Origin of the sequence: Streptomyces sp. SudanB182_2057, from assembly GCF_964272715.1 — a bacterium.
In the GTDB taxonomy this organism is placed as follows: Bacteria; Actinomycetota; Actinomycetes; order Streptomycetales; family Streptomycetaceae; genus Streptomyces; species Streptomyces rubradiris.
This window is the reverse complement of record NZ_OZ186798.1, coordinates 476,571-496,259: the sequence shown is the minus strand read 5'-3', so window position 1 is coordinate 496,259 and position 19,689 is coordinate 476,571. Positions and strand designations below refer to the sequence as shown.

The window sequence follows — 19,689 nt, the reverse complement described above, 5'->3', positions numbered from 1 at the left end:
GCCGCGCCTCGTCCCGTGTTCGTACGCGGAAAGAGCCCTGCCCGCACGCCGGATGTACGCGATGCGTTCGATCCCGGGGGATAGAGTGGGGCCAGGAGGTGCTCCATGTCCGAGTTGTTCGACGCGGTCGACGCGCTGCTGGCGTCCCGCGCCTCGTTGCCGCCGCCCGAGGAGCGCAGGCGCCTGCGCAAGGCCCACGGTCTGACGATCGACGAGGTCGCCACCGCGCTGCGCGTGCGCCGGGCCACGGTGAGCGGCTGGGAGGCGGGCAAGACCGAACCCCGTCCGCCGGAGCGCGACGCCTACGCACGTCTCCTCGACGGACTCGCCAAGCTCTACCCGGCCCCCGCCCCGGCCGACATCAGCACCGGCACCGGCACGGCGGAGGCGGACACGGCGGTGCCCGAGGCGTTCACCGGCCCGGGAACCCGGGGACCGGAGACGCGGACCTTGCCCCCAGGCCAGCCGTCCCAGGCCGCGGCCACGACCACCGCCGACGCCACGAGGACCGCAGGGGCCAGTACTACCGCTGTGGCCACGACGACCGCCGACGCCACGACGACCGCTGCGAACCCTCAAGCCCGCCCCGCCGCCTCCGTCCCCGCCCCGGCCGTCGCGCCGCGCCCCGCGCGCACCAGCAGGCCGTCGCCGGCGGCGCGCCGCCCGGGCGGCGCGGGTGCGAAGAAGGCCGGCCCCGTCGGTGACCCGGCGGGCGGCACCGATGAGCGGTTCGAGAACGGGCCGCTCGCGGTGGTTGACGCCGATCCTGACGGACAGGTCCTGGCGTACTGCACCGGCGGCCTGGTGCTGGACGTGCCCGCCAAGTCCCTCCCGGCTCTGGTGGAGTGGACGCTCACCGAGGGCAGGCTCGGGCAGCCGAGGCTGTCCGGGCCGGGCAAGGACGCCGATCCGCTGCTCGTGCTCACCGAGACCGCGCTGGAACGCTACGGCCTGCCCGTCGCCCTCACCGACGAGGAGCGGCTCGCCGGCCGTGTCCCCGAAGGCCACAAGGTCGTCAAGCAGTTGACCCGTGCCGGCTGGCAGCTCACCCAGCGCGGGCTCGGGCCGTGGGCAAGGATCTACCGCCCCGCACAGGGCTCGGACCGCCGATGCGTGCAGCTGTGCGTGCCGTCCTGGCAGGCACTCGACTCCCGGCACTGGGGGAACGCCGCACAGCTCCCGCCGGCCGAACTCGCCCGCGTACTGGGCGTGTACGCGTCCCGGGTGATGACCCCGCGCGGCTCCACCGCCGTGACCGGCCTGGAGCTGATGACCGCGCTGCACCCGCCGACCCGCGCCTCGCAGCCGGACGCGACGGGCAAGCGGCACTCCGAGCACAACCCCGGCAGCCTGGGCAAGGACCCGGTGGACCCGGCGCCGTGCGAGGTCCCCGACGGCCACCCGCTCCTGGCGGACCTGCCGCGCTTCCACGTCCGCGGCCCCGGCGAGAAGCTGTTCGAGGAGGCGTACGACTGGGCCCGGCCGATGACCGATGCCGAATGCACGGTCCGGTACCTGGTCGGCATCGACGTCAACATGGCCTTCGCGGCGGGCGCCAACGGGCTGGTCGTCGGTCTCGGTGCCCCCACGCACGTCAAGCGGCCGGTGTTCGATCCGAAGCTGCCGGGAAGCTGGCTGGTGGACCTCTCCCACGTCGACCTGTCCCGGGTTAAGGTCGGCAAGGACAAGTGGGCGGACCTGGACGGCTCGTTGCTGCCCAGCCCGTTCACGCCGACGGGCGAGCGACCCGAGGGCCCGGCCTGGTACGCCACGCCGACGGTCGCGTACGCGGTGGAGCTGGGCTACGAGGTGCGGCCGGCCGAGGCGTACGTCCGTCACGACAACGGCCGCTACCTGGACGGCTGGTACAACCGGCTCCGCGATGCCTACCTGGCCACGATGGCCGATCTCGGCGTGCGCACGGACATGGCGCCGGCCGACTTCCTGGCGGCGATGGACGGCTACCGGGAGCGTGACCCGGAGATGGCGATCGTCGTCTCGGCGATCAAGGCCACGGTGAAGGGTGGTATCGGCAAGCTGCGCGAGCGTCCGCGCGGGGAGGGCTGGCGGCCGGGCCGGCCGTGGCGGGCGCTGTCCCGGCCCACGTGGCGGCCGGACATCCGCGCGGCCGTCATCTCTCGCACCCGGGTCAACCTGCACCGCAAGATCGTCAAGCACGCGGCGTTCACCGGCCAGTACCCCGTGGCGATCCTGTCCGACTGCGTCGTCTACGCGGCCGACGGCACCAGCCCGTTGGACTTCCTGCCCTACCGCGACGGCACGCCGCTGCCCGGTGGCTTCAAGCTCGGCGTCAATCCGGGACTGGTCAAGCACGAGGGCACCCAGACCGTCCTGTGGGGCGAGGAGGTCCGCGAGCGGTTCGACGCCCCCGCGCTCAACCTCGCCCGGTACATCAAGGACGGCACCGTCACCGGCGCCGACAACGGGGAGTAGGCGATGACCTTGTTCGGGGACGGTCTGGAGGCCGCGGTGCAGAAGGCGTTCACCCGCCCGGCGCCCAAGAGCGCGCCCGCGCAGATGCGGTACCTGGTCAAGCAGCTCAAGGGCACCAGGGCGGTCGCCCGGTTGCTGGGCATCTCCCAGCGCACCGTCGAGCGGTATGTGAAGAACCAGATCAAGAAGCCCCGCCCCGATCTCGCCGCGCGCATGGACCGCGAGGTGAAGAAGCGGTGGCAGCCGCAGGTCCGGGCCAGGGCGCGGCAGCGGGCGGCCACCACCGGCGGGATCGTCATCGACACCCGCGCCCGGATCGGCTACACCGCGCCGATCGGCTCCACCGACGACGACCGCGTCCGGCACCTGACCGTGGCGCTGCCGCCGCGGCACGCGGCCCGCCTGTTCGGCGCCCAGGAGGCCGGCGCCGGCGACCGGGAGCTCCGGCGGATCACCGCCGAAGCGCTCAAGGAGGTCTACTTCCAGGACGACGGCCGCCGCGCCGGACAGCTGGAGGAGGTCCGCTTCACCGACGTCGAGCGCGTGGAGTTCGAGCTCTAGCGGCCGCCCCCGCCGTCGAGGCGGAAGATGTGGAAGTCCATGTTGGCGCCGTGGGGGGAGGGTGGCGGCGGGGGTGATGGTGCGCAGGTGCCGGTGGCCGGCGAAGGAGCGGGCGAGGGAGTCGTGCGCGATGTGGTCGTTGGTCTTGATCGCGACCAGGCAGGGCAGACCCGCGCGGGCACGGCGGATGGCGTCGAGGATGTCCGGAACGGGCGGTGAGGTGCGGGTCAGGGCGAGGCCGGCGGGGGTGAAAGCGGGCCCCCAGGGCGGTTCGACGAAGTAGGTGTCCCGGGGACCGCGGGCGGGGTGCTTGCCGAGCAGGTCACGGTAGTCGCTCAGGTACAGCCGCGTGCGGGCGCCGACGCGGGTGAGATTGTGGGCGGTGGCGTCGTGCACGGCCGGGTCGAGCTCGGCGGCGTGCACCGTGACGCCGAGGCGGGTGGCCAGGTGGTGGCTGAAGTTCCCCGACCCGCAGAACAGGTCCGGCACCAGCGGCTCCCCGTCGCCGCCTTCGCCGTCGGCGACGGTGGCGTGCAGCACGGTCAGTGCCTCGGCGACGGCAGCGGCGTACTCGTCGACACAGCACTCGATCGTGGTGCGTCCCAGCAGGCGGATTCCGGCCGCCTCCATGCCGGTGGCGGGGATGCCGTAGAGCGAGAGGCCCTCGGGGAGATGAGGCGTCGTCCTGCTTCGCACAACTGCTCCCGTCAGGACGGTGGTGCGCAGTTCACCAAGAAGGAGGTCACGGAAGGCGAAGTAGGCCGCGTGGCTGTCGGAAGTGTGGGTCATGGAAGGCAACCGTTCCCGGCTTGTTCGGTCACCACATCCAGACGGAGATTACAAACAATTACCACGCCTCCACACCCTCCACCACACAAGCCGCCTGTCCGACGCCATAGACGAAACCCTCCTCCACGACCCGCCCTTGATCGGCTGGTTGCGCAACACCACCCGCGACACCCGCCTCGGTGCCACCCCCATCCCCGCCGGCTCCCGTCTGCTGCTGCTCCTCGCCTCCGCGCCCCGCGACGGACACCACAGCCTGCGGGATGCCGACGTCTTCGGTCCCGACCGTCCCGTACAGCCGCCTTCCCTCGCCTTCGGCGCCGGCATCCACTACTGCCCCGGCGCCCCTTACGCCCGCCACCTCACCCACCACGCCCTCACCGCCCTCGCCGACGCCTGCCCCACCCTCGCCCTGACCAGGCCCCACCCCACCCCCGACACCTGGCCGACCAACACCGCCCTGCGCGCGCCCCACACCCTCACCGCCACCTGGTAGCCCATCGGCCCCGGCCCTTACGGCGCCGTACCGCCCCCGGTACTGACCGCGTGCCCGCCTCCGTGGTGTAATGCCCCGTAGGGATCTTTACCTCTTACCAAGTCGGGGGGCGGCTGTGCCTTTCAAGACCACCGAGGAGGCTTTACGCGCGTGGGTGGAGGGATGGGCCGTCTCGCGCGGTGCCGCCCAACCCGCGCCCAAGCCCTGGGGGTTCGCCGTGGAGGTGGGCCTGCCCAGGGAGGTGGCCCGGCATGTCGTCACCGCCGCCGACGAGCCGACCGTCCGCAAGCTGGCCGAGAACACCGCGGCCTGCGGCATACCTCTCAAGGTGTGCGTGCCGGCGCAGACCCTCAAGGCGTGGCTGCCGCCGGGCTGGGTCCTCCTGGCCGGCGACGCGGTCCTCATGGCCGCCCGGCTGGACGCCGTCGACGCCCCGCCCCGCCTTCCCGACGGCTACCGGCTGCACCACTGGGACCGGGCCGGCGTCACCCGGGCGGTGGTGCGCGCCGCCGACGGATCCTTCGCCGCGCGCGGGCAGATCGCGGTCACCGGCCCGACCGCCGTGGTCGACCAGGTGGAGACGCACCCGGCTCATCAGCGCCGGGGCCTCGGACGCGTGGTGATGGGAACGCTCGCCGAGGCCGCGACCCGTCAGGGTGCGCGGGCGGCCGTGCTGGGTGCGACCGAGGAAGGCCGGACACTGTACGAGGCCGTGGGCTGGCAGGTGGTGGCTCCGCTGAGCGCCGCGGCCCGGGAAGCGGGAGACTTCCGGTCGAGGCCGGGACCGGCGCGGTAGTCCTCAACCATCGTGCGCACGGAGCCGGGGCCGCGGATCGCACGGCGGCCGGCTCGTTGATCAGGGGCCCCTCGCCCGGGGCGCCCGTCTCGGCGACGGCGTACGGTCCGGCCCGGTCGGATTCCCGGGCGCTGTTCGGCCTGTACGCGGAGGCAGCGGCGTCGCCCACCGGGAGACGACCGCCGGGCCGCGCCCGCCCGGTGGAGTCTTCCCGGCTTCGTGGCCGGGTTGCGACAGGAGGACCGGCCGCGAACGATGGAGTCAGGCGTGACCGCCCCCGGGCAGGCATGCGCCACAGCCGCGGCCGGTGAGGCTCGCGTGGACAGGGCACCCGCGTGCTCGTGAGCATGGAGTGGACATGACTGATCTTCCTCCGCCGATCACTCCCTATCTCGAACCGGCCGCGAAGGAATTGTGTGAGGCGACGGACCCGCATCCGCGGATCTACGAGGTTCCCCCGGAGAAGGGCCGTGACATCCTGCTCGGCCTCCAGAGCGACCTCGGCGTGCCGCGCCCGGAGGTCGACGAGGAGTGGGTCGACGTGGAGGCGGGCGAGTGGGGCACGGTCCGTACCCGCATCATCCGGCCCAAGGGATCGTCGGGACCGCTGCCGGTGGTCTTCTACATCCACGGCGCCGGGTGGGTCTTCGGCGACGACAAGACGCACGACCGGCTCTTCCGCGAACTCACGGTCGGCGCCGGGGCGGCGGGCGTCTTCCCGGTCTACGACCGCGCGCCCGAGGCGAAGTACCCCACCCAGGTCGAACAGAACTACGCCGTGGGGCAATGGGTTTCGAAGCACGGGGCGGAGCACGGCCTGGACACCTCGCGGATCGCCGTCACCGGCGAGTCGGTGGGCGGCTGCATGTCGGCGGTGTTCGCGCTGATGAACAAGGAGCGCGGCGGGATCGACCTCAAGGCGCAGGTCCTGCTCTACCCCGTGACGAACGCCGACTTCGACACCCCGTCCTACCTCCAGTTCGCCGAGGGCTACTACCTCACCCGCGACGGCATGAAGTGGTTCTGGGACCAGTACACGGAGCCGAGCCGGCGCACGGAGGTGTACGCCGCCCCGCTCCAGGCCTCCCTGGACCAGCTCGAGGGCCTGCCCACCACCCTGGTCATCACCGACGAGGCCGACGTCCTGCGCGACGAGGGCGAGCAGTACGCCAACAAGCTGCGCGAGGCGGGCGTGGACGTGACCTCCGTCCGCGTGGCGGGGATGGTCCACGACTTCCTCCTCCTGGACAGCCTGCGCGACACCCGCGCCGCCAACGTGGCCCGCAAGCTCGCCGTGGACGCACTGCGCACGGCCCTTCACGACGGCTAGGACACCCCAGGCCGTCAACAGCCCCTGTCGTCGCGGAAGTTCGGCAAGGGTGACAGCGAGCGGTTCCCGGACGCCCTTCGTCCTGGCGCAGCACCGCGCCCCTCCGGGGAAGAACCGGAGGGGCGCGGCAAAGAGGGGTCGGCCGGCGGGTCAGCGGTAGGCGCAGATCGCGTACACCGAGATGCCGACGGTGCTGTACCTGGTCTGACGGCCGAGGCCGATCCAGCCGTCTCCGCCCTCCGTGGGGAACGAGCCGACGAGGATCGCGTCGTTGCCCTGCGCCTCCGCGCCGCCGCCGATGACGACCTTCCCGGACGGGCAGCGCACCGTGCGCCGCTGGAAGTTCGGCACGTCCGCGTTCGGCAGCCGCACGATCTGATACCCGTCGACCGCCGCCGCGGCCGCCGACTTGGGCTTGGCCGGCGCCTGACTGTCCGCCGCCTGCGCCCAGCCGATCCCCGACACGAGGGCCAGCACCACCGCACCGGCTCCGAGTGCTTTCTTCGCGCGCATCCCGCTCCTCAGCGCTCGCGGGACCCTGACAGCCAGGGCCCCTCGCGAGCGCCAGCCTGCCCCGTCACCCGCCGAGAAAGGCCACGTACAGGACCAAACACCCGGAAGGGGGGAACCGGGAGCGCGGCCGCGGATCGGCCGCCCGGTACGGCTCTTCGCGCCCGGCGCCCCGGGTCCACGACCGGTTTGCCGTGTATTCGCGTACTCGCGCAGGCCCGCCGTGCCCCGGACGTCAGGAGGGTTCGGCGCGTACGACGACCGCGTAGGAGCCGACGCCGAGGAGGCGGTCCCCGGGGATGTCGCCGAGGGCGGTGTACAGCGTCAGGACGCGTCCGGTCGTGTTGTCGAAGGCGATGTCCTTGACCGTTCCGTGCGCGGCGCCGTGTTCCGTCAGGACCCGGCGGCCGAGGGCCTCTTGGTGAGGGGGGAGGCTGCCCTGCCCGGGATCGACGGCGGCACGGGAGCGCACGATGACGGCGTCCCGTCCCATCCCCTCCACCGCGTGCCACGCGATGGCCGTGACGTGCTTCGGGGCTCCGGACAGGCGCAGACAGGCGATGCCGCTCGTGTGCGCGTCGATGGTCAGGCTCTCCACCCGCCCGAGCGGTTCGGCCTCGTCGGCGGTGATCACCGGCAGGCCCTGGACCTGCGTGAACATCATCATGCCGGTCCTCCTGCTCCGGTCGCGGGGCTGTCCGGGTACTGCTGTGCGGTGTGTGCGCGGAACGCCTCGACCTGTGCGCTGAAGCTGGGCAGGTCGTCGGCGATGAAGTGACGGGCGTGCGCGGGGACCACCAGGGCCCGCCCGGAGACGGCCAGCGTCTCTCCGCGCGGGATGAACGCCTTGCGCCGGTGGCGGTCCATGTTCTCGTCGGTGGCGATCTCGAAACCGACCACACGTCCGCTGACGCCGGTCTCGATCACGACATCCACAACCGTGCCGATCTCCGTGCCCTGGTCGGTGAGCACGGGCGCGCCGATGACCTCGCCGTGGCCGGCGCCGTCCGCTCCCACGGCCAGCTCCCGCTGCTCCAGCGCGGTCTCGCCGGTGATCATCACGGCGGACGGGCCGATGGCGTGCACTGCCGAGAAGGGCAGGCTCTCCTTGAGGGGACCGGCCAGCAGACCGCGCCCGCTCAGCGTGAAGCCGGTGATGCGGCCCGCGCGGGCGTCGAAGACGGTGTCCCTGATCTGGGCGACGGCCTCGCCGCCCAGCGTCACCACCACCCGCTTGGTCAGTTCGGAGGCGAGTACGAGGGGAATCACCGCGAACCCTCCCGGCCGGCCCCGCGGTCCGAACGCACCGCGATCACCGTCCCGCTGCGACGCCTGGCCTGGACCGCCACGGCCGCCGCGACGAGCAACCCCGCCACCGCGATCAACAAGATCACCCAGCCCCACCACACCATCACCGGCCTCCTCGGTTCCTTCTTCGTCCAGCCGTCGTCCTGTCCGGCGGTCCCTGGGCTATCCGGTTGCCCGCCGTACGGTTCCGCAAGCCTTCCGTACGACGGGTGGCCGGAACCGGCGGACCCGATCCACCGGGGGAGTCGGCCCGGGAGTCCGAAAGTGATCGTCAACTTCTCGGAGTCGTAAGGGAACTGAAAGGGGAAGCGACTATTCCAGTATCCCGGGGAAACCGGGGTGCCACGACGGCCGCCGACGGGACGGGACGGCGGCGGCCGATCGACAAAAAAGTGGCAGCGATATCCGGAAGGGCTCTTCATGTCTGTGAGTCGCACGTTAGTCGCGTCCGTGATCTGCGCGACGACCGCCCTCGGTATAGCGGGTTGCTCCGATGACGGATCGTCGGACCAGCCGTTCGAGGGGCAGAGCGCGGACCAGGTGGCCGCCAAGGCGGTGACCGCCACCCGGAACGCCACCTCGCTGCACATGGCTGGGAAGCTGTCCGCGCAAGGCAAGCCCCTGACGGTCGACTTCCGCGTCGACACCCAGAAGAACTGCCAGGGCAGGCTGGCGACGGACAGCGGTTCGGCCGACGTCATCCACACCGGCCAGACGACCTACATCAAGGGCGACGAGAGGTTCTGGGCCGGAGCCGCACAGGACTCGGCAGGCGGCGAGAAGCAGGCCCGGGAGCTGAGCGGCCGCTGGGTGAAGGTGCCGGTCGGTGATTCCCGTACGACGGGACTGTGTGACAAACAGGGATTCCTGGCCGACCTGGACAGCGACAAGTCCGAACGCAAGGGAATGACGAAGGGCGACGTCATCACCGTGGACGGCCGGAAGGCGATCGAGCTGAGGAAGAAGAAGGGGAGCGGCGAAAGCATCACCATGTACGTCGCGACCGAGGGAAAGCCGTACATTCTCAAGCTGGACCAGTCGGGCGGAAAGAGCCCGGGCACCGTCGTCTTCTCGGACTACGGCAAGCCGGTCAAGGCGACACCGCCGCCGGCCGGAAAGGTCATCGACGGCACCAAGGCGGACAAGACGGTTTCCTGAGCACCGGCCACCGCCCGCTCGAAGTGGGTGAGTTGATCACCCTGAGACCTTGAGGGCTCCGGCCGCCGTCGCCAGGCAGCTTGTCGATGCCTCCACTTCCCAACTGGCATGCCCTGAGGGCCCGTTGACTATCATGTGAGCCACGCCACGCATTTGACGCGGAGCGCGTCGAGCCGGGTGCGCGGCGGCTACGGGCGGAACGGGGGACACATGCCGAGAGCCGACAGGCGGCGCCGCGCCCTGGTGTGGGGCGGGGCCGGCGGGGCGGTGGCCGCGGTCGCGGGCGCCGCGCTGCTGTGGGACCCCGGGCAGGCGCTGGCCTGGGCCGCCGGTGTCGTGGCGGCCGCCGCGGCCGCCTACCTCGGCCAGCAGGCCCCCCAGCAACTCCAGGAGGCCCTGGCTCGGCGCCGGGCCGCACGGGAACTGACGGACGCCGACCCGCTGGCCGTGACCGTGCAGGTCAGGGACCACGACTACGTCACGCTCGACCTCGGGGACGGCGTCGTCGACGTTCCGGCCGCCGGGCACACCGTCCGGATCATCGTGACCACGACGGCGCCCTCGGCCGTGGTACTCACGGGACTGCGGGCGGAGGTGCTGTCCCGCGAGGAGGCATCCGGCGATCTCGCCCGGCACGCGGCCGAGCTGCCGGTGCGGCGGTTCGAGGTCCTCCTAGACTCCGACCCGCCGCAGGTCCGCGCCCTCGCGGGGAGCGACTTCCCCTACCGGATCGTCACCGACGAGTCCGAGGCCCTCAACCTCCTCGTCAGCACCGACCGCGGCCTCGTGCGATGGGTGCTGTGGCTCGACTGGACCTCCGCGGGCCGCCAGGGCAGCACCCGTATCGACCTCCAGGGCCACGCGTTCCGCACCGCGGCCCGCCTGCCGAGCGGCACCTGATGAGGTCGTACCGGCGCCGTGGCGGCGCGGCCCTCCTGCGAACGGTACTTCCCGCGGTGGCCGGCGGCGCCGTCCTCGCCGCCACGGACGTGCGCGCCTGGGTGCCTTACGCCGCGGTGGCCGCCGTAGCGGCTCTCTCCGGGCTGACGGCCCTCACCCGGCACGGCCGGAACCGGCGCGGCTCGGCGACGGACCCGATGGGCCACACAGCGGAGTTCCCCGAAACGACCGCCGATGACGGACGGAACTCCACCGCACGCACACCGCGGACGGAGAGCCGGGCGGATGGCGCGCCCGTCGCGCCGGGGCGGTCGGTCTACGAGATGACGCGGCCCGTCCGCCCCGCCCCCGTACGGGGATTGGCGGACGACGCGCCGTTCACCGTACGGGCCGCCGTCCACAGCCAGGTCGCGCACCTCGCCTCTCCCGGGCTGCTGGGCCACCCGGACGCGGTGCACATCCCGCTGACCGGGCACAATCTCCTCCTCACCCTCACGGCGACGGGCGCGGAAGAGGTCGTACTGCGGTCGCTGCGGGCCGAGGTGACGGACCGTCTGCCGCTGCGCGCGGACGGTGTCTCGCTGGCCCGGACGCGGATGCCCGACCTGGTCATGAGCGCCGACCTGCTGGAGTCCGTCCAGCGCGCGGTCCGCGCCTATCGGCGCCTGCGCGGTCCCGACGTCGCGGTCCTCCTGGATGCCTCACCCGCGCCCGTACTGGCGGAAACCGCAGCGGGCTCCGCCCTGCCCCTGACCGCCGCGCCGGGTACGAGCGCCATCCTCACCTGCGCGCCCGTGACGGACGACGGGCGGTGGGTGCGATGGCGGCTGACGGCGGAGATCATGTGCGCGGGACGCGTCTGGCGGCCCTGGTGGGACCTCACGGTCACCGCCACCACGGGCCTGACGCGCTTCGGACCCGACGCCGCACCGACGCCCGCGCCCGTGCACGCGCTCCACCCCGACCACTACGACCCCGGGGACCCGGAGGGACGGCGCGCCGCCTCGGAGACGGACGGCACGTTCGAGGTGGTGGCCCACACCTCGCGGGACGGCCGGGGAGTGCTGGTGATGCCGTCGCGTCCCGACCCGGATCCCGAGCCGCCCGGTGCCGCCGAGGCCATCCGGCGTGCCGCCGCCCTGACCCGCGCCGCCGACGCCTACCGGTCGGCGGCGGAGGCGGGCAGCGGACAGGCCGCCTACCTGCTGGCCGGGCTCGTACGGGACCGGGGGGACCTGGACGGGGCGGCGCGCTGGTACGAGCGGGCCGCCGCCCGCCGTGTCCCGGCCGCGTACAACAACCTCGGTGTGCTGGCCATGCTGCGCGGCGATCTCGACGCGGCCGAACGCTGGTACCGCCGGGGGATGGACGCGGGCGACTGGGCGGCGGCCGTGGGCCTCGGCGTCGTACGGGAGAAGCGGGGGGACGAGGCGCAGGCCGAGGAGCTGTGGCGGCTCGCCGGCAAGCGGGACGTCCCGAACGCGGACCAGAACCTTGCGGTCCTCTACCAGCGGCAGGGCCGGCACCGGGAGGCCGGCGAACTGTTCACGCGGGCCGCCGGGGCGGGTGACGTCCAGGCGGCCGTGCATGTCGGCCTCCGCTGCCATGAAGCCGGCGACCGTGCCGGAGCGGAGCGCTGGTGGCGCACGGCGGCCGATGCGGGCAGCGCGGAGGGCGCCTTCTACCTGGGGCTGCTGCTGGTACGCGACGGGCGGGCCGGAGAAGGGGAACGGCTGTGGGAACGCGCCGCCGAGCGCCTCGGCACGCCTGGCCGGGCCGTCGCGAGGACACCTTCCGGGCCGGAGGCGGGGACCACCTACCGGGTCGGCGGGGCGGCGGAGTCCGGCGAGGTGTACGCCGCCCACCACCTCGGGCTGCTGCACCGGGAGCGGGGCGACCACGACGCCGCGCTCGGCTGGTGGACCCTCGCCGCCGGGGCCGGCCACGTGGACTCCGTGTTCGGGCTGTGCGAGCTGTACCTGAACGAACGCGGCGACCTCGCGGAGTGCCTGCGCTGGGCGTACGTCGCGCTGGAGATCGAGGGCGTCCCGGTCGGCCGGGTGGAGGCTCTGGCCGGGGGGATGCGCCAGGTCGCGGAGCAACTGGCCGGTGCCGGGGGCGCGTACGAGCCCGATCCGGGGGCCGCCGTGGAGGTGTGCTCCCTGGCGGCCGAGGCATACCGGCGTCTCACCGCGCACGACAGTGCGTACCGTCCGGCGTGGGAGGAGGCCGTCCGGCGCCTCGTCGCACTGGCCGAGGCATCCGGCTCGCCACGAGCGCGACAGCGGGCCGCGAGTGCGGCGGCACGGTTGCGGGCGGCGGGCTGACAGGGCGCTCCCGTCCCGGATGAGACGGCGGCGCTGTACGGGCATGCCGAAGGTGCGCTCGACCGCCCGCAACGCCGGGAGACGACCTCCATGCGGTGAAGCGGCCGCCGAGCGCCCCTCGCCCACCTGGTGCGAAGCCGCCGCCCGGCTCAGCCGAGCGCCTTGACCGCCTGGTAGTAGGTCCATGCCGTGCTGGTGCACGCGGTCTTCGTGGCGCCGGAGTAGCCGGCGCAGACGCGCTTGAGGTCCTCGTAGAGGGCGCTGTCGAGCCGCGACTTGTTGGCGCTGAAGGTGCCGGCGGCCTTGTAGTTGCGGTAGCCGAAGTCATGGCGGGCGCAGGACGTGGCGAAGGGGAAGCCGAACGGGTTGTCCGGCGAGGAGGAACAGTAATCGGTCGACCAGTCGAACCCGTACGCGGACCAGGCGGCCTGATTGGCCCGGGCGGCCACCCAGACGTTGTAGCTCGACGCACTGGTCTGGGTCCAGCTCGCCAGGACCTGGGACTTGTCGGCAGGAGCGGCGTCGGCGGCGGTGGCTCCGCCGACGGTGGTGATCACGGCGAGAGCCGACGCGGCCAGGCCGACGGACAGTCTTCGGCGCATTTCACACCTCCATGAGACTGCGGCTCACCATGAGCCGCAGGTACATGACAATTATTTGAAGCCTCAACACTACGTAGGGACAACGGGGTTGCCTTGAACCGCTGAATCTTGGCTGAATACACATGATCGTCCACCATCCGCCGGAGACGCCGGACCGTGAACAACGTCTTGGCGACTACCGCACCGCCGACACCAAGTCGGTTGCCCGGCAGTATCGTTGGCGGATGAGCGCACACCCTGTCCACCGCCCGGCCGACCTCGATGTGGTACGCGAGTCCTACGACCGGGTGGCCGACAACTACGCCGACATGGTGGTGAACACGGGAGTCGGCGACATCCGGCGCCATCCGTGGCTCAAGGCGTCGATCGATGCCTTCGCCGACACCGTGAGCGGACGCGGCCCCGTCCTCGATGTCGGCTGCGGACCCGGAACGGTGACCGCCTACCTTGCCGAACGCGGACTCGATGTGTCGGGGGTGGACCTCTCTCCGCGCATGATCGAGAACGCGCGCCGCCTTCATCCGCGATGCCGCTTCAGCGTCGCCTCCGTCACCGACCTCGACCTCGACGCAGCCTCCCTGGGTGGCGTGCTCGGGTGGTGGTCGCTGTTCAACCTTCCCCGTGATGTGCTTCCTCAGGTACTCGCCCTGTTCGCGCGCGCGTTGAAGCCGGGCGGGCACTTCATCACCGCGACGCACGTCGGTGACGAGGACGCGGTGCGTACCGAGGCTTACGGGGGCGTACCCGTTCGTTGGACGACACACCTGTGGCGACCAGAGGAACTCGTCGACCTGATCGAGCGGGCCGGCCTGCGCCCGGTCGCCGAACTCCGGCTCCCCGCCGAGGAGTACAGCGGGCCGGGTGTGGTCGTCATGGCCAAGAGCCCCGATTGACGCTCGGTCCCGGGAGGCGCACAGGCACTTGGGCTATGGAGGCCGCCGTCCGTAGCGAGCGGTCCGGGCCGCCGAAGAGTGCCCGTTGTGGTCAGCCGTGTTCGGGCTCCACCGGGAGCCACAGTTCGGCGTCGGCCTCGGTCTTCTCCGGTGACAGGCGGGTACGCAGGATCTCGGGGCCGGGGCGGCCGCGGTACGGGTTCGACGGGAACCACTCGGTGAACACGTCCCGCCACAGCTCCTGGATGGCCTGTGGCACCGGACCGGAGGCCGTGAAGACGGCCCAGGTGCCGGCTGGCACCTTCAGCGTGGCCGTACCCGCGGGCGCGGCGGCGGAGGTGATCACGCCGTGGTAGTAGTCGAGTTCGGTGTTCTCGGCCCGGCCGGGGTCCAGGCCGTCGCAGACCGCCAGGATGCCGCGCGGCTCCTGGTCCGACAGTTCCTCCAGGAGGGTCAGGGTCTGCGGGGCGATTCCCCGGACGAAATCCGCGATAGCCCGGTTCGGCCCGGCATGCACCAGCGGTATCCGGGTCTTGAGCCCGACGACGCTGAAGTCCGCCTTGTCCACGACGCGGTACCGCATACTGCTTCGGCCCTCGACGGTGAGGCGGAAGGCCATCCTGGCCTGGGAGTCGAGCGCGGCGCCGGTACGGCGGGCCTCGCCCGGCCCGATGCCGTGCATGGCGCGGAACGCCCGCGCGAACGCCTCCCCGGAGCCGTAGCCGTAGCGCACCGCGATCGTCAGCAACGTCTCCCGAGCCGCGAGGACTTCGGCTGCCGCCAGGGTGAGCCGACGGCGCCGGATGTACTCCGACAGCGGTATGCCCGCGAGCGCGGAGAAGATCCGGCGCAGGTGGTACTCCGAGGTGCCGGCGACGCGTGCCAGCTCCTGTCCCTCGATCTCGCGGTCGAGATGGCGTTCGATGTACTCCAGAGCCTGATTGAGCCGCTCCAGCACGCCCGGTCTCCTTCCTTCAAGGGGTGGACTACTCGGCGTCGAGGTCGGTGCCGTCCCCGTCCGGGCCCGGGGTGGCGTGCCCCAGGCCCCGGCGGATCGCGATCTCCACGGGAGAGTACGCGCCGTCGGCCCGCTCCAGTTCGTACGGCGCGGCCGGCATCAGCGGCGGCTGGGCCATGAAGCGCGGCCGCACCCCATGGTGCGGTTGCGCCGCGTGCACCAGGAACGGATGACACAGGAAGACGTCACCCGGGGACCCGGTGGCGAGGGCGAGCGGCCGGTGTTCGGACACCGCCACCAGTTCGGGGGCGAGAGCCAGCCCGCTCGCCCCCTCTTCCCCGTACTTCTCCAGCACCTTCGGCACGTCGAGGTGTGAGCCGACCCGGATCCGGGTCGGGGCGTCCTCCGCACCGACCTCGCTGAACAGGAACAGCATCAGCAGCGCCCGGCCCCGGGAACGGAGATCGGTGAAGTACCAGCTCTCGCCCTCCGGCAGATAGCCGCCCTCGATGTGCCAGCCCGCGTCGTCGGGCTCCTCCTCGTGCGGGAAGCGCAGCGGGAACGTGCCCAGTGAGTAGCGCGGCTCCCAGCGTCCCGCGCCGACGAGCAGGTCATACGCGCGGTGCAGGGCGGGGGAGTTGGGCGCGGCGGCGAACGGCCCCTGCGCCATGCCGGCCACCCAGTGCACGGGCCGCGTCCATGTCGCCGGGTCGTCCGGGTCGCAGCCCGTCTCCCGCCACAGCAGCCGCGCGCAGTCCGCGGCCACGCGCGGCGCGACGGCACCCTCGAGCTTGACGAAGCCGTCGCGGAGGAAGCGGGAGATCAGGGTCGTGTCATCCATGCCCCCATCGTGCGGCTGCACCGGCCCCGACCACCCGACAATTCCCGCACCACCTTTGTCGGATGCGGCCGTCACTCACGCCGAGGTGCCGCGGAGCACCACTCCGGCCACTGGCGGTCCAGCACACCCGCGAGTACTCCGCCCGCGTGATCCGGCGTCGATGTCACCGAGGCCGGGCTCGTCACGCCACCAGGGCCGTGCGGAGGAACTCGAGGATCTCGGCCTGGGCGGATTCGGCCTGTGGTTCCACGCCGGGCAAGGTGAGGAACGCGTGCTTGGCGCCCGGGTATTCGGAGAGCCGTACGGTGGTGCCGGCCGCGCGCAGCCGTTCGGCGTAGCGACGGCCGTGGTCGGCGACCGCGTCCTGGGTGGGCACCACGACGAGCGCCGGGGCGAGCCCGCTCAGGTCGTGTGTGTACAGCGGTGAGACCGCCCTGGCGTCGGTTCCCGGCGGGACGGCGAGCCGCTGGAGGAACCGCAGGAGCGGCAGGGCCCGGGTCGGGGTGTACGCGTACTCGGCGATCGAGGGATGGTCGAACATCGTCTCGGTCACGTCGACTACGGGGTTGACCAGCACCTGCGCCGCGAGCGCCAGGCCGGCCTCTCTGGCCCGGACGGCCGTCAGCGCGCTGATCAGCCCGCCGCAGCTCTCGCCGAAGACGGCCGTGCGCGCCGGGTCCGCGCCCCACCGCGCGGCATGCCGCACCGTGTGCTGGAGCACGTCCCAGCCATCGTCGGCCGCGTCGACGAGCGGGCTGTCCGGGGCGAGAAGGCGGTGCTCGACCGAGACGACGAGCGCGGGCAGCCGAACGGCGAGGTGGCTGTTGGTCCAGTCGCACTGCACCGCCGTGCCCACGAAGCCGCCTCCATGGACATGGACCACGAGGGGCAGGCCGGTGCGGGGCGCGGTGTCGTCATCCTCGGTCGGAGCCGGCCGGTAGACCCGGACCGGTAAGTCGCGGCCGGGCAGCGCGATCTTCTCCCAGGTGATCGCGGCGCCGGGATCCGGCTCACCGAGGATCGCCCGCGCCGAAGCGGAGGCCCGGAAGCGGTTCTCCGCGTCGCGGTAGGCGCGTAGTCCCTCGGCCGTGAGCGTGGAGAAGTCCGGCTCCGGCGGCCGTACGGCGGTAGGGATCTCGCTCATGTCGCCTTCTTCCCACCCGGCGCGGTGCCGGATGTGTCGTTGCGGTCGGACAGTGCGTCGTCCTCATTATGCACGCGGTGCGTGCAACGCCAAGTGCACAGGTTAAGCTGTGAGTTGACGAAAGGGGCGGGATGACTGGCAGAAGGCGATGGTCGACCGAGGAGATCCTGGACACGGCGGCGAAACTGCTGCGCACGGGCGACGCCGAGTCGTTCAGCGTCCGCAAGCTCGCCGCGGCGCTCGGGACCGACTCCTCCAGCCTCTACCGGCACTTCCGCAACAAGACGGAACTGCTGCGCGCGGTCGCCGACCGGATCCTGCTGGCCGCCATGGACGGCTATCGTCCCGAGGGCGACTGGAAGCAGCGCATCACCGCCTTGGGTGTGCGCCTGCGTGAGGCATTCGGTGAGCAACCCCAACTCGCCGCCGTCTGGGCGCGCTACGGGTCCGGCGGGACGGGGTCCCGGTTGGTCATGGAGGAGCTGCTGCAGGCCCTGCGTACCTCCGGTCTGGCCGACGAGGAGGTTCCGGCGCGCTACCACCGCATCGTCGTCCTCCTCGTCGCGCTGATCTCCTCCGAGGCCGGCGTCAGCACCATCAGCCCTGAGGAGTACGAACAGGGCATGGAGCAGTTCCGCGTGGCCGTGCTCGGCGCCGATCCCGAACGTTTCCCCACACTGGCCCACTTCGCCCGAGACGTCCGTCCCCTCGGCGCCGACCGCCGCGCGGCTTTCGAAGAGCTCCTCGCCGCCCAACTCGCCCACATCGAGGCCGGGATCCCCGGTTCCGGGTGAACCGCCCGAGGTCCTCGCCGAGCCTCTACTGCTTCTCCGGCCTCATGCCGAAGACGTGGATCACGGCGTACCCGCGTTCGGTCCCTGCTGTGTCCGTACGGCGCTGTCGGCCTTGGCCGGGTGTGTCGGTCTCATGCGGGGGTCGTCGTGCGGAAGCGGGCGCGGTAGACGGTCGGTGAGATGCCCAGTGCGTTCTGGAAGGCCCGTCGCATCGCCTCGGCGGAGCCGAAACCGGCGCGGGCCGCGACGGTGTCCACGGGCTCGGTGCCCGACTCCAGCAGAGCCTGTGCCGCTTCGAGGCGAATCGCCTCCGTATAGCGTCCGACCGTCGTCCCGACGTGCGTCCGGAACAGCCGGTTGAGGTGGCGTACGCTCACCCCCGCGCCGCGCGCCAGCGCGGTCAGGTCGTGGTCCGCGCCGGGATCCGCGCCGATGAGGTCCATGACCCGCCGGACGACGGGATGCGTGGACTCCCGCAGGGTCAGGCGCGCGCTGAACTGGGACTGCCCGCCCGGTCGCGCCATGAAGACCACGAGTTCCCGTGCGACCTCCCGCGCCACTTCGGGACCGTGATCCTGCTCCACCAGGGCGAGGGAGAGGTCGATGCCCGCCGTCACTCCGGCGGAGGTGATCACATGACCGTCGCGGACGAACAGGGCGTCGCTCTCCACGGTGACATCGGGGTAGCGGAGCGCCAGTTCGGGGGCCAGGCGCCAGTGCGTGGCGGCCCGCCGCCCGTGGAGCAGACCGGCCTCGGCCAGCATGAACGCACCGGCGCACACCGAGGCCACGCGGCGGGCACGGCCGGCCAGATCCTTGGTCATGGCCACCAGCGCCGGGTCGCCGACGGCCTCGCGCCACTCCCGCCGCCCCGGCACCAGCAACGTGCCCAGTTGTTCCGGAAGTTCCCGCCGGTCGGTGTCGGCGTCCAGCCGGACGGGGGCGGAGGTGGCCACCGGGCCGGGAGCGGCGGACACGATCCGCACGTCGTACCGGGCCCCGTAGGCGTTCGCCGTCGTGAAGACCTCGGCGGGTCCGGCCACGTCCAGCAACTGGACGCCGGGAAAGGCCAGGATCACCACGACCTGCCGTGGCCGCCGGTCGCTCACTCCGGCCACGGCGAATCGAGGACCGCCCGCACGAAGTCGCCCCGCTCGAACCCCGGCACATAGTGCTCCAGGACATCGGCTTTGATGTTGCCGAAGGTCGTCTCCGGCTTGGGGCGGATGCCCTGGGTGAAGGCTTCCAGGATCCGCCGCTTGAAGTCGGGGCGGGGGTGCAGGGCGAGTACGGCGGCGCGGTCGGCGGGGGCGATGTCGCCGTAGCCGATGCCCAGTACGTCGTACTCGACACCGGCGGTGACCAGCGCGACCTCCGGTTCCATGAACTCCGGGACGCCGGGCGTGGTGTGCAGGGCGATCGCCGTCCACACGCGGCGGACGCCGTCCTCGGGCACCTCGTGCTCCCGCAGGAACCGGCGGGCCGCCTCCGCCCCGTCGACCTCGAAGCGCCGACCGCTGTCGTGGAAGCGCCGGCCGATGCCCAGGTCGTGGAACATGGCGCCGATGTACAGGAGTTCCGGGTCGAAGTCGAGGCCGCGCCGACGGCCCTGGAGAGCGCCGAACAGGTACACCCGGCGCGAGTGGTGATAGATCAGCTCGCTCGTCTCGTCCCGCACCAGCTCGGTCGCCTCCCGGGCAAGCCTCGTGTCCGGCACACCGACTCCGGCGACCAGCGTTTCGTGCGTCATCTTCCCACCCCATGTCTGCCAGGCGTACGCGCGGGTTCCCGCAGTGACCTCAGTCTTGTCCGCGCGGCCGGGCGGCACCAT

Annotated in this window: 19 protein-coding genes; 10 read left to right on the top strand and 9 right to left on the bottom strand. The window is 72.2% G+C overall.

All coding sequences use genetic code 11. The annotated features are described in order from the left end of the window. The first annotated feature begins 105 nt into the window (after positions 1-105). The 5 genes from tap (at position 106) to ACSURM_RS01845 (ending at position 6,423) form a co-directional block, all read left to right on the top strand. Positions 106-2,454: a telomere-associated protein Tap gene (tap, locus tag ACSURM_RS01865; RefSeq protein WP_436952789.1), complete on the top strand. Its 2,349-nt coding sequence runs from the start codon at positions 106-108 to the stop codon at positions 2,452-2,454. 3 nt (positions 2,455-2,457) lie between these two features. Beyond that, on the top strand, positions 2,458-3,015 hold the full coding sequence (gene tpg / locus ACSURM_RS01860; protein ID WP_436952787.1) for a telomere-protecting terminal protein Tpg: 558 nt from the start codon (positions 2,458-2,460) through the stop codon (positions 3,013-3,015). 787 nt (positions 3,016-3,802) lie between these two features. Further along, positions 3,803-4,297 carry a cytochrome P450 gene (locus ACSURM_RS01855; protein WP_436952785.1) on the top strand — a complete coding sequence of 165 codons (495 nt, stop codon included), beginning with the start codon at positions 3,803-3,805 and terminating at the stop codon, positions 4,295-4,297. A 115-nt stretch (positions 4,298-4,412) separates the two neighbouring features. Continuing rightward, a complete protein-coding gene (locus ACSURM_RS01850) occupies positions 4,413-5,093 on the top strand; it encodes a GNAT family N-acetyltransferase (protein WP_436952783.1) in 681 nt (226 codons plus the stop codon). Positions 5,094-5,451: 358 nt separating this feature from the next. Further along, positions 5,452-6,423, top strand: coding sequence for an alpha/beta hydrolase (locus tag ACSURM_RS01845; protein ID WP_436952781.1), 972 nt, complete (start codon positions 5,452-5,454; stop codon positions 6,421-6,423). A 150-nt stretch (positions 6,424-6,573) separates the two neighbouring features. On the opposite strand, the gene ACSURM_RS01840 is transcribed toward ACSURM_RS01845, so the two are convergent. From ACSURM_RS01840 to ACSURM_RS01830, 3 genes are all read right to left on the bottom strand, one after another. Then, on the bottom strand, positions 6,574-6,936 hold the full coding sequence (locus ACSURM_RS01840; RefSeq protein WP_436952779.1) for a hypothetical protein: 363 nt from the start codon (positions 6,934-6,936) through the stop codon (positions 6,574-6,576). Between the two features lie 232 nt (positions 6,937-7,168). Then, on the bottom strand, positions 7,169-7,600 hold the full coding sequence (locus ACSURM_RS01835) for a PRC-barrel domain-containing protein (RefSeq protein ID WP_436952777.1): 432 nt from the start codon (positions 7,598-7,600) through the stop codon (positions 7,169-7,171). After that, the gene (locus ACSURM_RS01830; RefSeq protein ID WP_436952775.1) at positions 7,597-8,202 is read right to left on the bottom strand and encodes a PRC-barrel domain-containing protein; all 606 of its coding nucleotides are present in this window, start codon (positions 8,200-8,202) and stop codon (positions 7,597-7,599) included. Before ACSURM_RS01830 ends, ACSURM_RS01835 begins: the two co-directional genes overlap by 4 nt. 465 nt (positions 8,203-8,667) lie before the next feature. On the opposite strand from ACSURM_RS01830, the gene ACSURM_RS01825 reads away from it, so the two are divergent. The 3 genes from ACSURM_RS01825 (at position 8,668) to ACSURM_RS01815 (ending at position 12,626) form a co-directional block, all read left to right on the top strand. Then, complete coding sequence (locus ACSURM_RS01825; protein WP_436952773.1) at positions 8,668-9,399, top strand: hypothetical protein; 732 nt, start codon at positions 8,668-8,670, stop codon at positions 9,397-9,399. Positions 9,400-9,609: 210 nt separating this feature from the next. After that, positions 9,610-10,299 (top strand): hypothetical protein, encoded by a 690-nt coding sequence (locus ACSURM_RS01820; protein ID WP_436952771.1) that lies wholly within the window; start codon positions 9,610-9,612, stop codon positions 10,297-10,299. A 56-nt stretch (positions 10,300-10,355) separates the two neighbouring features. Further along, positions 10,356-12,626, top strand: a complete 2,271-nt coding sequence (locus ACSURM_RS01815; RefSeq protein WP_436952769.1) for a tetratricopeptide repeat protein — start codon at positions 10,356-10,358, stop codon at positions 12,624-12,626. A gap of 149 nt (positions 12,627-12,775) precedes the next feature. Here ACSURM_RS01815 and ACSURM_RS01810 read toward each other — a convergent pair whose 3' ends face one another. Next, positions 12,776-13,228 carry a phospholipase gene (locus ACSURM_RS01810; protein WP_436952767.1) on the bottom strand — a complete coding sequence of 151 codons (453 nt, stop codon included), beginning with the start codon at positions 13,226-13,228 and terminating at the stop codon, positions 12,776-12,778. 224 nt (positions 13,229-13,452) lie between these two features. Between ACSURM_RS01810 and ACSURM_RS01805 the strand changes: the two genes are divergently transcribed. Beyond that, positions 13,453-14,121 carry a methyltransferase domain-containing protein gene (locus ACSURM_RS01805; RefSeq protein WP_436960883.1) on the top strand — a complete coding sequence of 223 codons (669 nt, stop codon included), beginning with the start codon at positions 13,453-13,455 and terminating at the stop codon, positions 14,119-14,121. A gap of 91 nt (positions 14,122-14,212) precedes the next feature. On the opposite strand, the gene ACSURM_RS01800 is transcribed toward ACSURM_RS01805, so the two are convergent. The 3 genes from ACSURM_RS01800 to ACSURM_RS01790 form a co-directional block, all read right to left on the bottom strand. Further along, positions 14,213-15,079 carry an AraC family transcriptional regulator gene (locus ACSURM_RS01800; protein ID WP_436952765.1) on the bottom strand — a complete coding sequence of 289 codons (867 nt, stop codon included), beginning with the start codon at positions 15,077-15,079 and terminating at the stop codon, positions 14,213-14,215. A 28-nt stretch (positions 15,080-15,107) separates the two neighbouring features. Further along, complete coding sequence (locus ACSURM_RS01795) at positions 15,108-15,920, bottom strand: phytanoyl-CoA dioxygenase family protein (RefSeq protein WP_436952763.1); 813 nt, start codon at positions 15,918-15,920, stop codon at positions 15,108-15,110. Positions 15,921-16,101: 181 nt separating this feature from the next. Next, positions 16,102-17,064, bottom strand: coding sequence for an alpha/beta hydrolase (locus tag ACSURM_RS01790; RefSeq protein WP_436952761.1), 963 nt, complete (start codon positions 17,062-17,064; stop codon positions 16,102-16,104). A 131-nt stretch (positions 17,065-17,195) separates the two neighbouring features. On the opposite strand from ACSURM_RS01790, the gene ACSURM_RS01785 reads away from it, so the two are divergent. Beyond that, positions 17,196-17,858, top strand: coding sequence for a TetR/AcrR family transcriptional regulator (locus tag ACSURM_RS01785; RefSeq protein ID WP_436952759.1), 663 nt, complete (start codon positions 17,196-17,198; stop codon positions 17,856-17,858). Between the two features lie 131 nt (positions 17,859-17,989). Here the strand turns inward: ACSURM_RS01785 and ACSURM_RS01780 are convergent, their stop codons facing one another. Both ACSURM_RS01780 and ACSURM_RS01775 read right to left on the bottom strand, forming a co-directional pair. Next, a complete protein-coding gene (locus ACSURM_RS01780; RefSeq protein ID WP_436960881.1) occupies positions 17,990-18,940 on the bottom strand; it encodes a GlxA family transcriptional regulator in 951 nt (316 codons plus the stop codon). Between the two features lie 23 nt (positions 18,941-18,963). After that, a complete protein-coding gene (locus ACSURM_RS01775; RefSeq protein ID WP_436952757.1) occupies positions 18,964-19,608 on the bottom strand; it encodes an HD domain-containing protein in 645 nt (214 codons plus the stop codon). Between the last annotated feature and the right edge of the window lie 81 nt (positions 19,609-19,689).

Excerpts from the sequence above, each read along its gene's own strand:
- ACSURM_RS01820 (WP_436952771.1), top strand. The coding sequence starts at position 9,610 with ATGCCGAGAGCCGACAGGCGGCGCCGCGCCCTGGTGTGGGGCGGGGCC.
- ACSURM_RS01805 (WP_436960883.1), top strand. The coding sequence starts at position 13,453 with ATGAGCGCACACCCTGTCCACCGCCCGGCCGACCTCGATGTGGTACGC.
- ACSURM_RS01840 (WP_436952779.1), bottom strand. The coding sequence starts at position 6,936 with ATGCGCGCGAAGAAAGCACTCGGAGCCGGTGCGGTGGTGCTGGCCCTC.
- ACSURM_RS01785 (WP_436952759.1), top strand. The coding sequence starts at position 17,196 with ATGACTGGCAGAAGGCGATGGTCGACCGAGGAGATCCTGGACACGGCG.
- ACSURM_RS01790 (WP_436952761.1), bottom strand. The coding sequence starts at position 17,064 with ATGAGCGAGATCCCTACCGCCGTACGGCCGCCGGAGCCGGACTTCTCC.
- tap (WP_436952789.1), top strand. The coding sequence starts at position 106 with ATGTCCGAGTTGTTCGACGCGGTCGACGCGCTGCTGGCGTCCCGCGCC.
- ACSURM_RS01795 (WP_436952763.1), bottom strand. The coding sequence starts at position 15,920 with ATGGATGACACGACCCTGATCTCCCGCTTCCTCCGCGACGGCTTCGTC.
- ACSURM_RS01855 (WP_436952785.1), top strand. The coding sequence starts at position 3,803 with ATGGAAGGCAACCGTTCCCGGCTTGTTCGGTCACCACATCCAGACGGA.
- ACSURM_RS01810 (WP_436952767.1), bottom strand. The coding sequence starts at position 13,228 with ATGCGCCGAAGACTGTCCGTCGGCCTGGCCGCGTCGGCTCTCGCCGTG.
- ACSURM_RS01775 (WP_436952757.1), bottom strand. The coding sequence starts at position 19,608 with ATGACGCACGAAACGCTGGTCGCCGGAGTCGGTGTGCCGGACACGAGG.
- ACSURM_RS01845 (WP_436952781.1), top strand. The coding sequence starts at position 5,452 with ATGACTGATCTTCCTCCGCCGATCACTCCCTATCTCGAACCGGCCGCG.
- ACSURM_RS01835 (WP_436952777.1), bottom strand. The coding sequence starts at position 7,600 with ATGATGATGTTCACGCAGGTCCAGGGCCTGCCGGTGATCACCGCCGAC.
- tpg (WP_436952787.1), top strand. The coding sequence starts at position 2,458 with ATGACCTTGTTCGGGGACGGTCTGGAGGCCGCGGTGCAGAAGGCGTTC.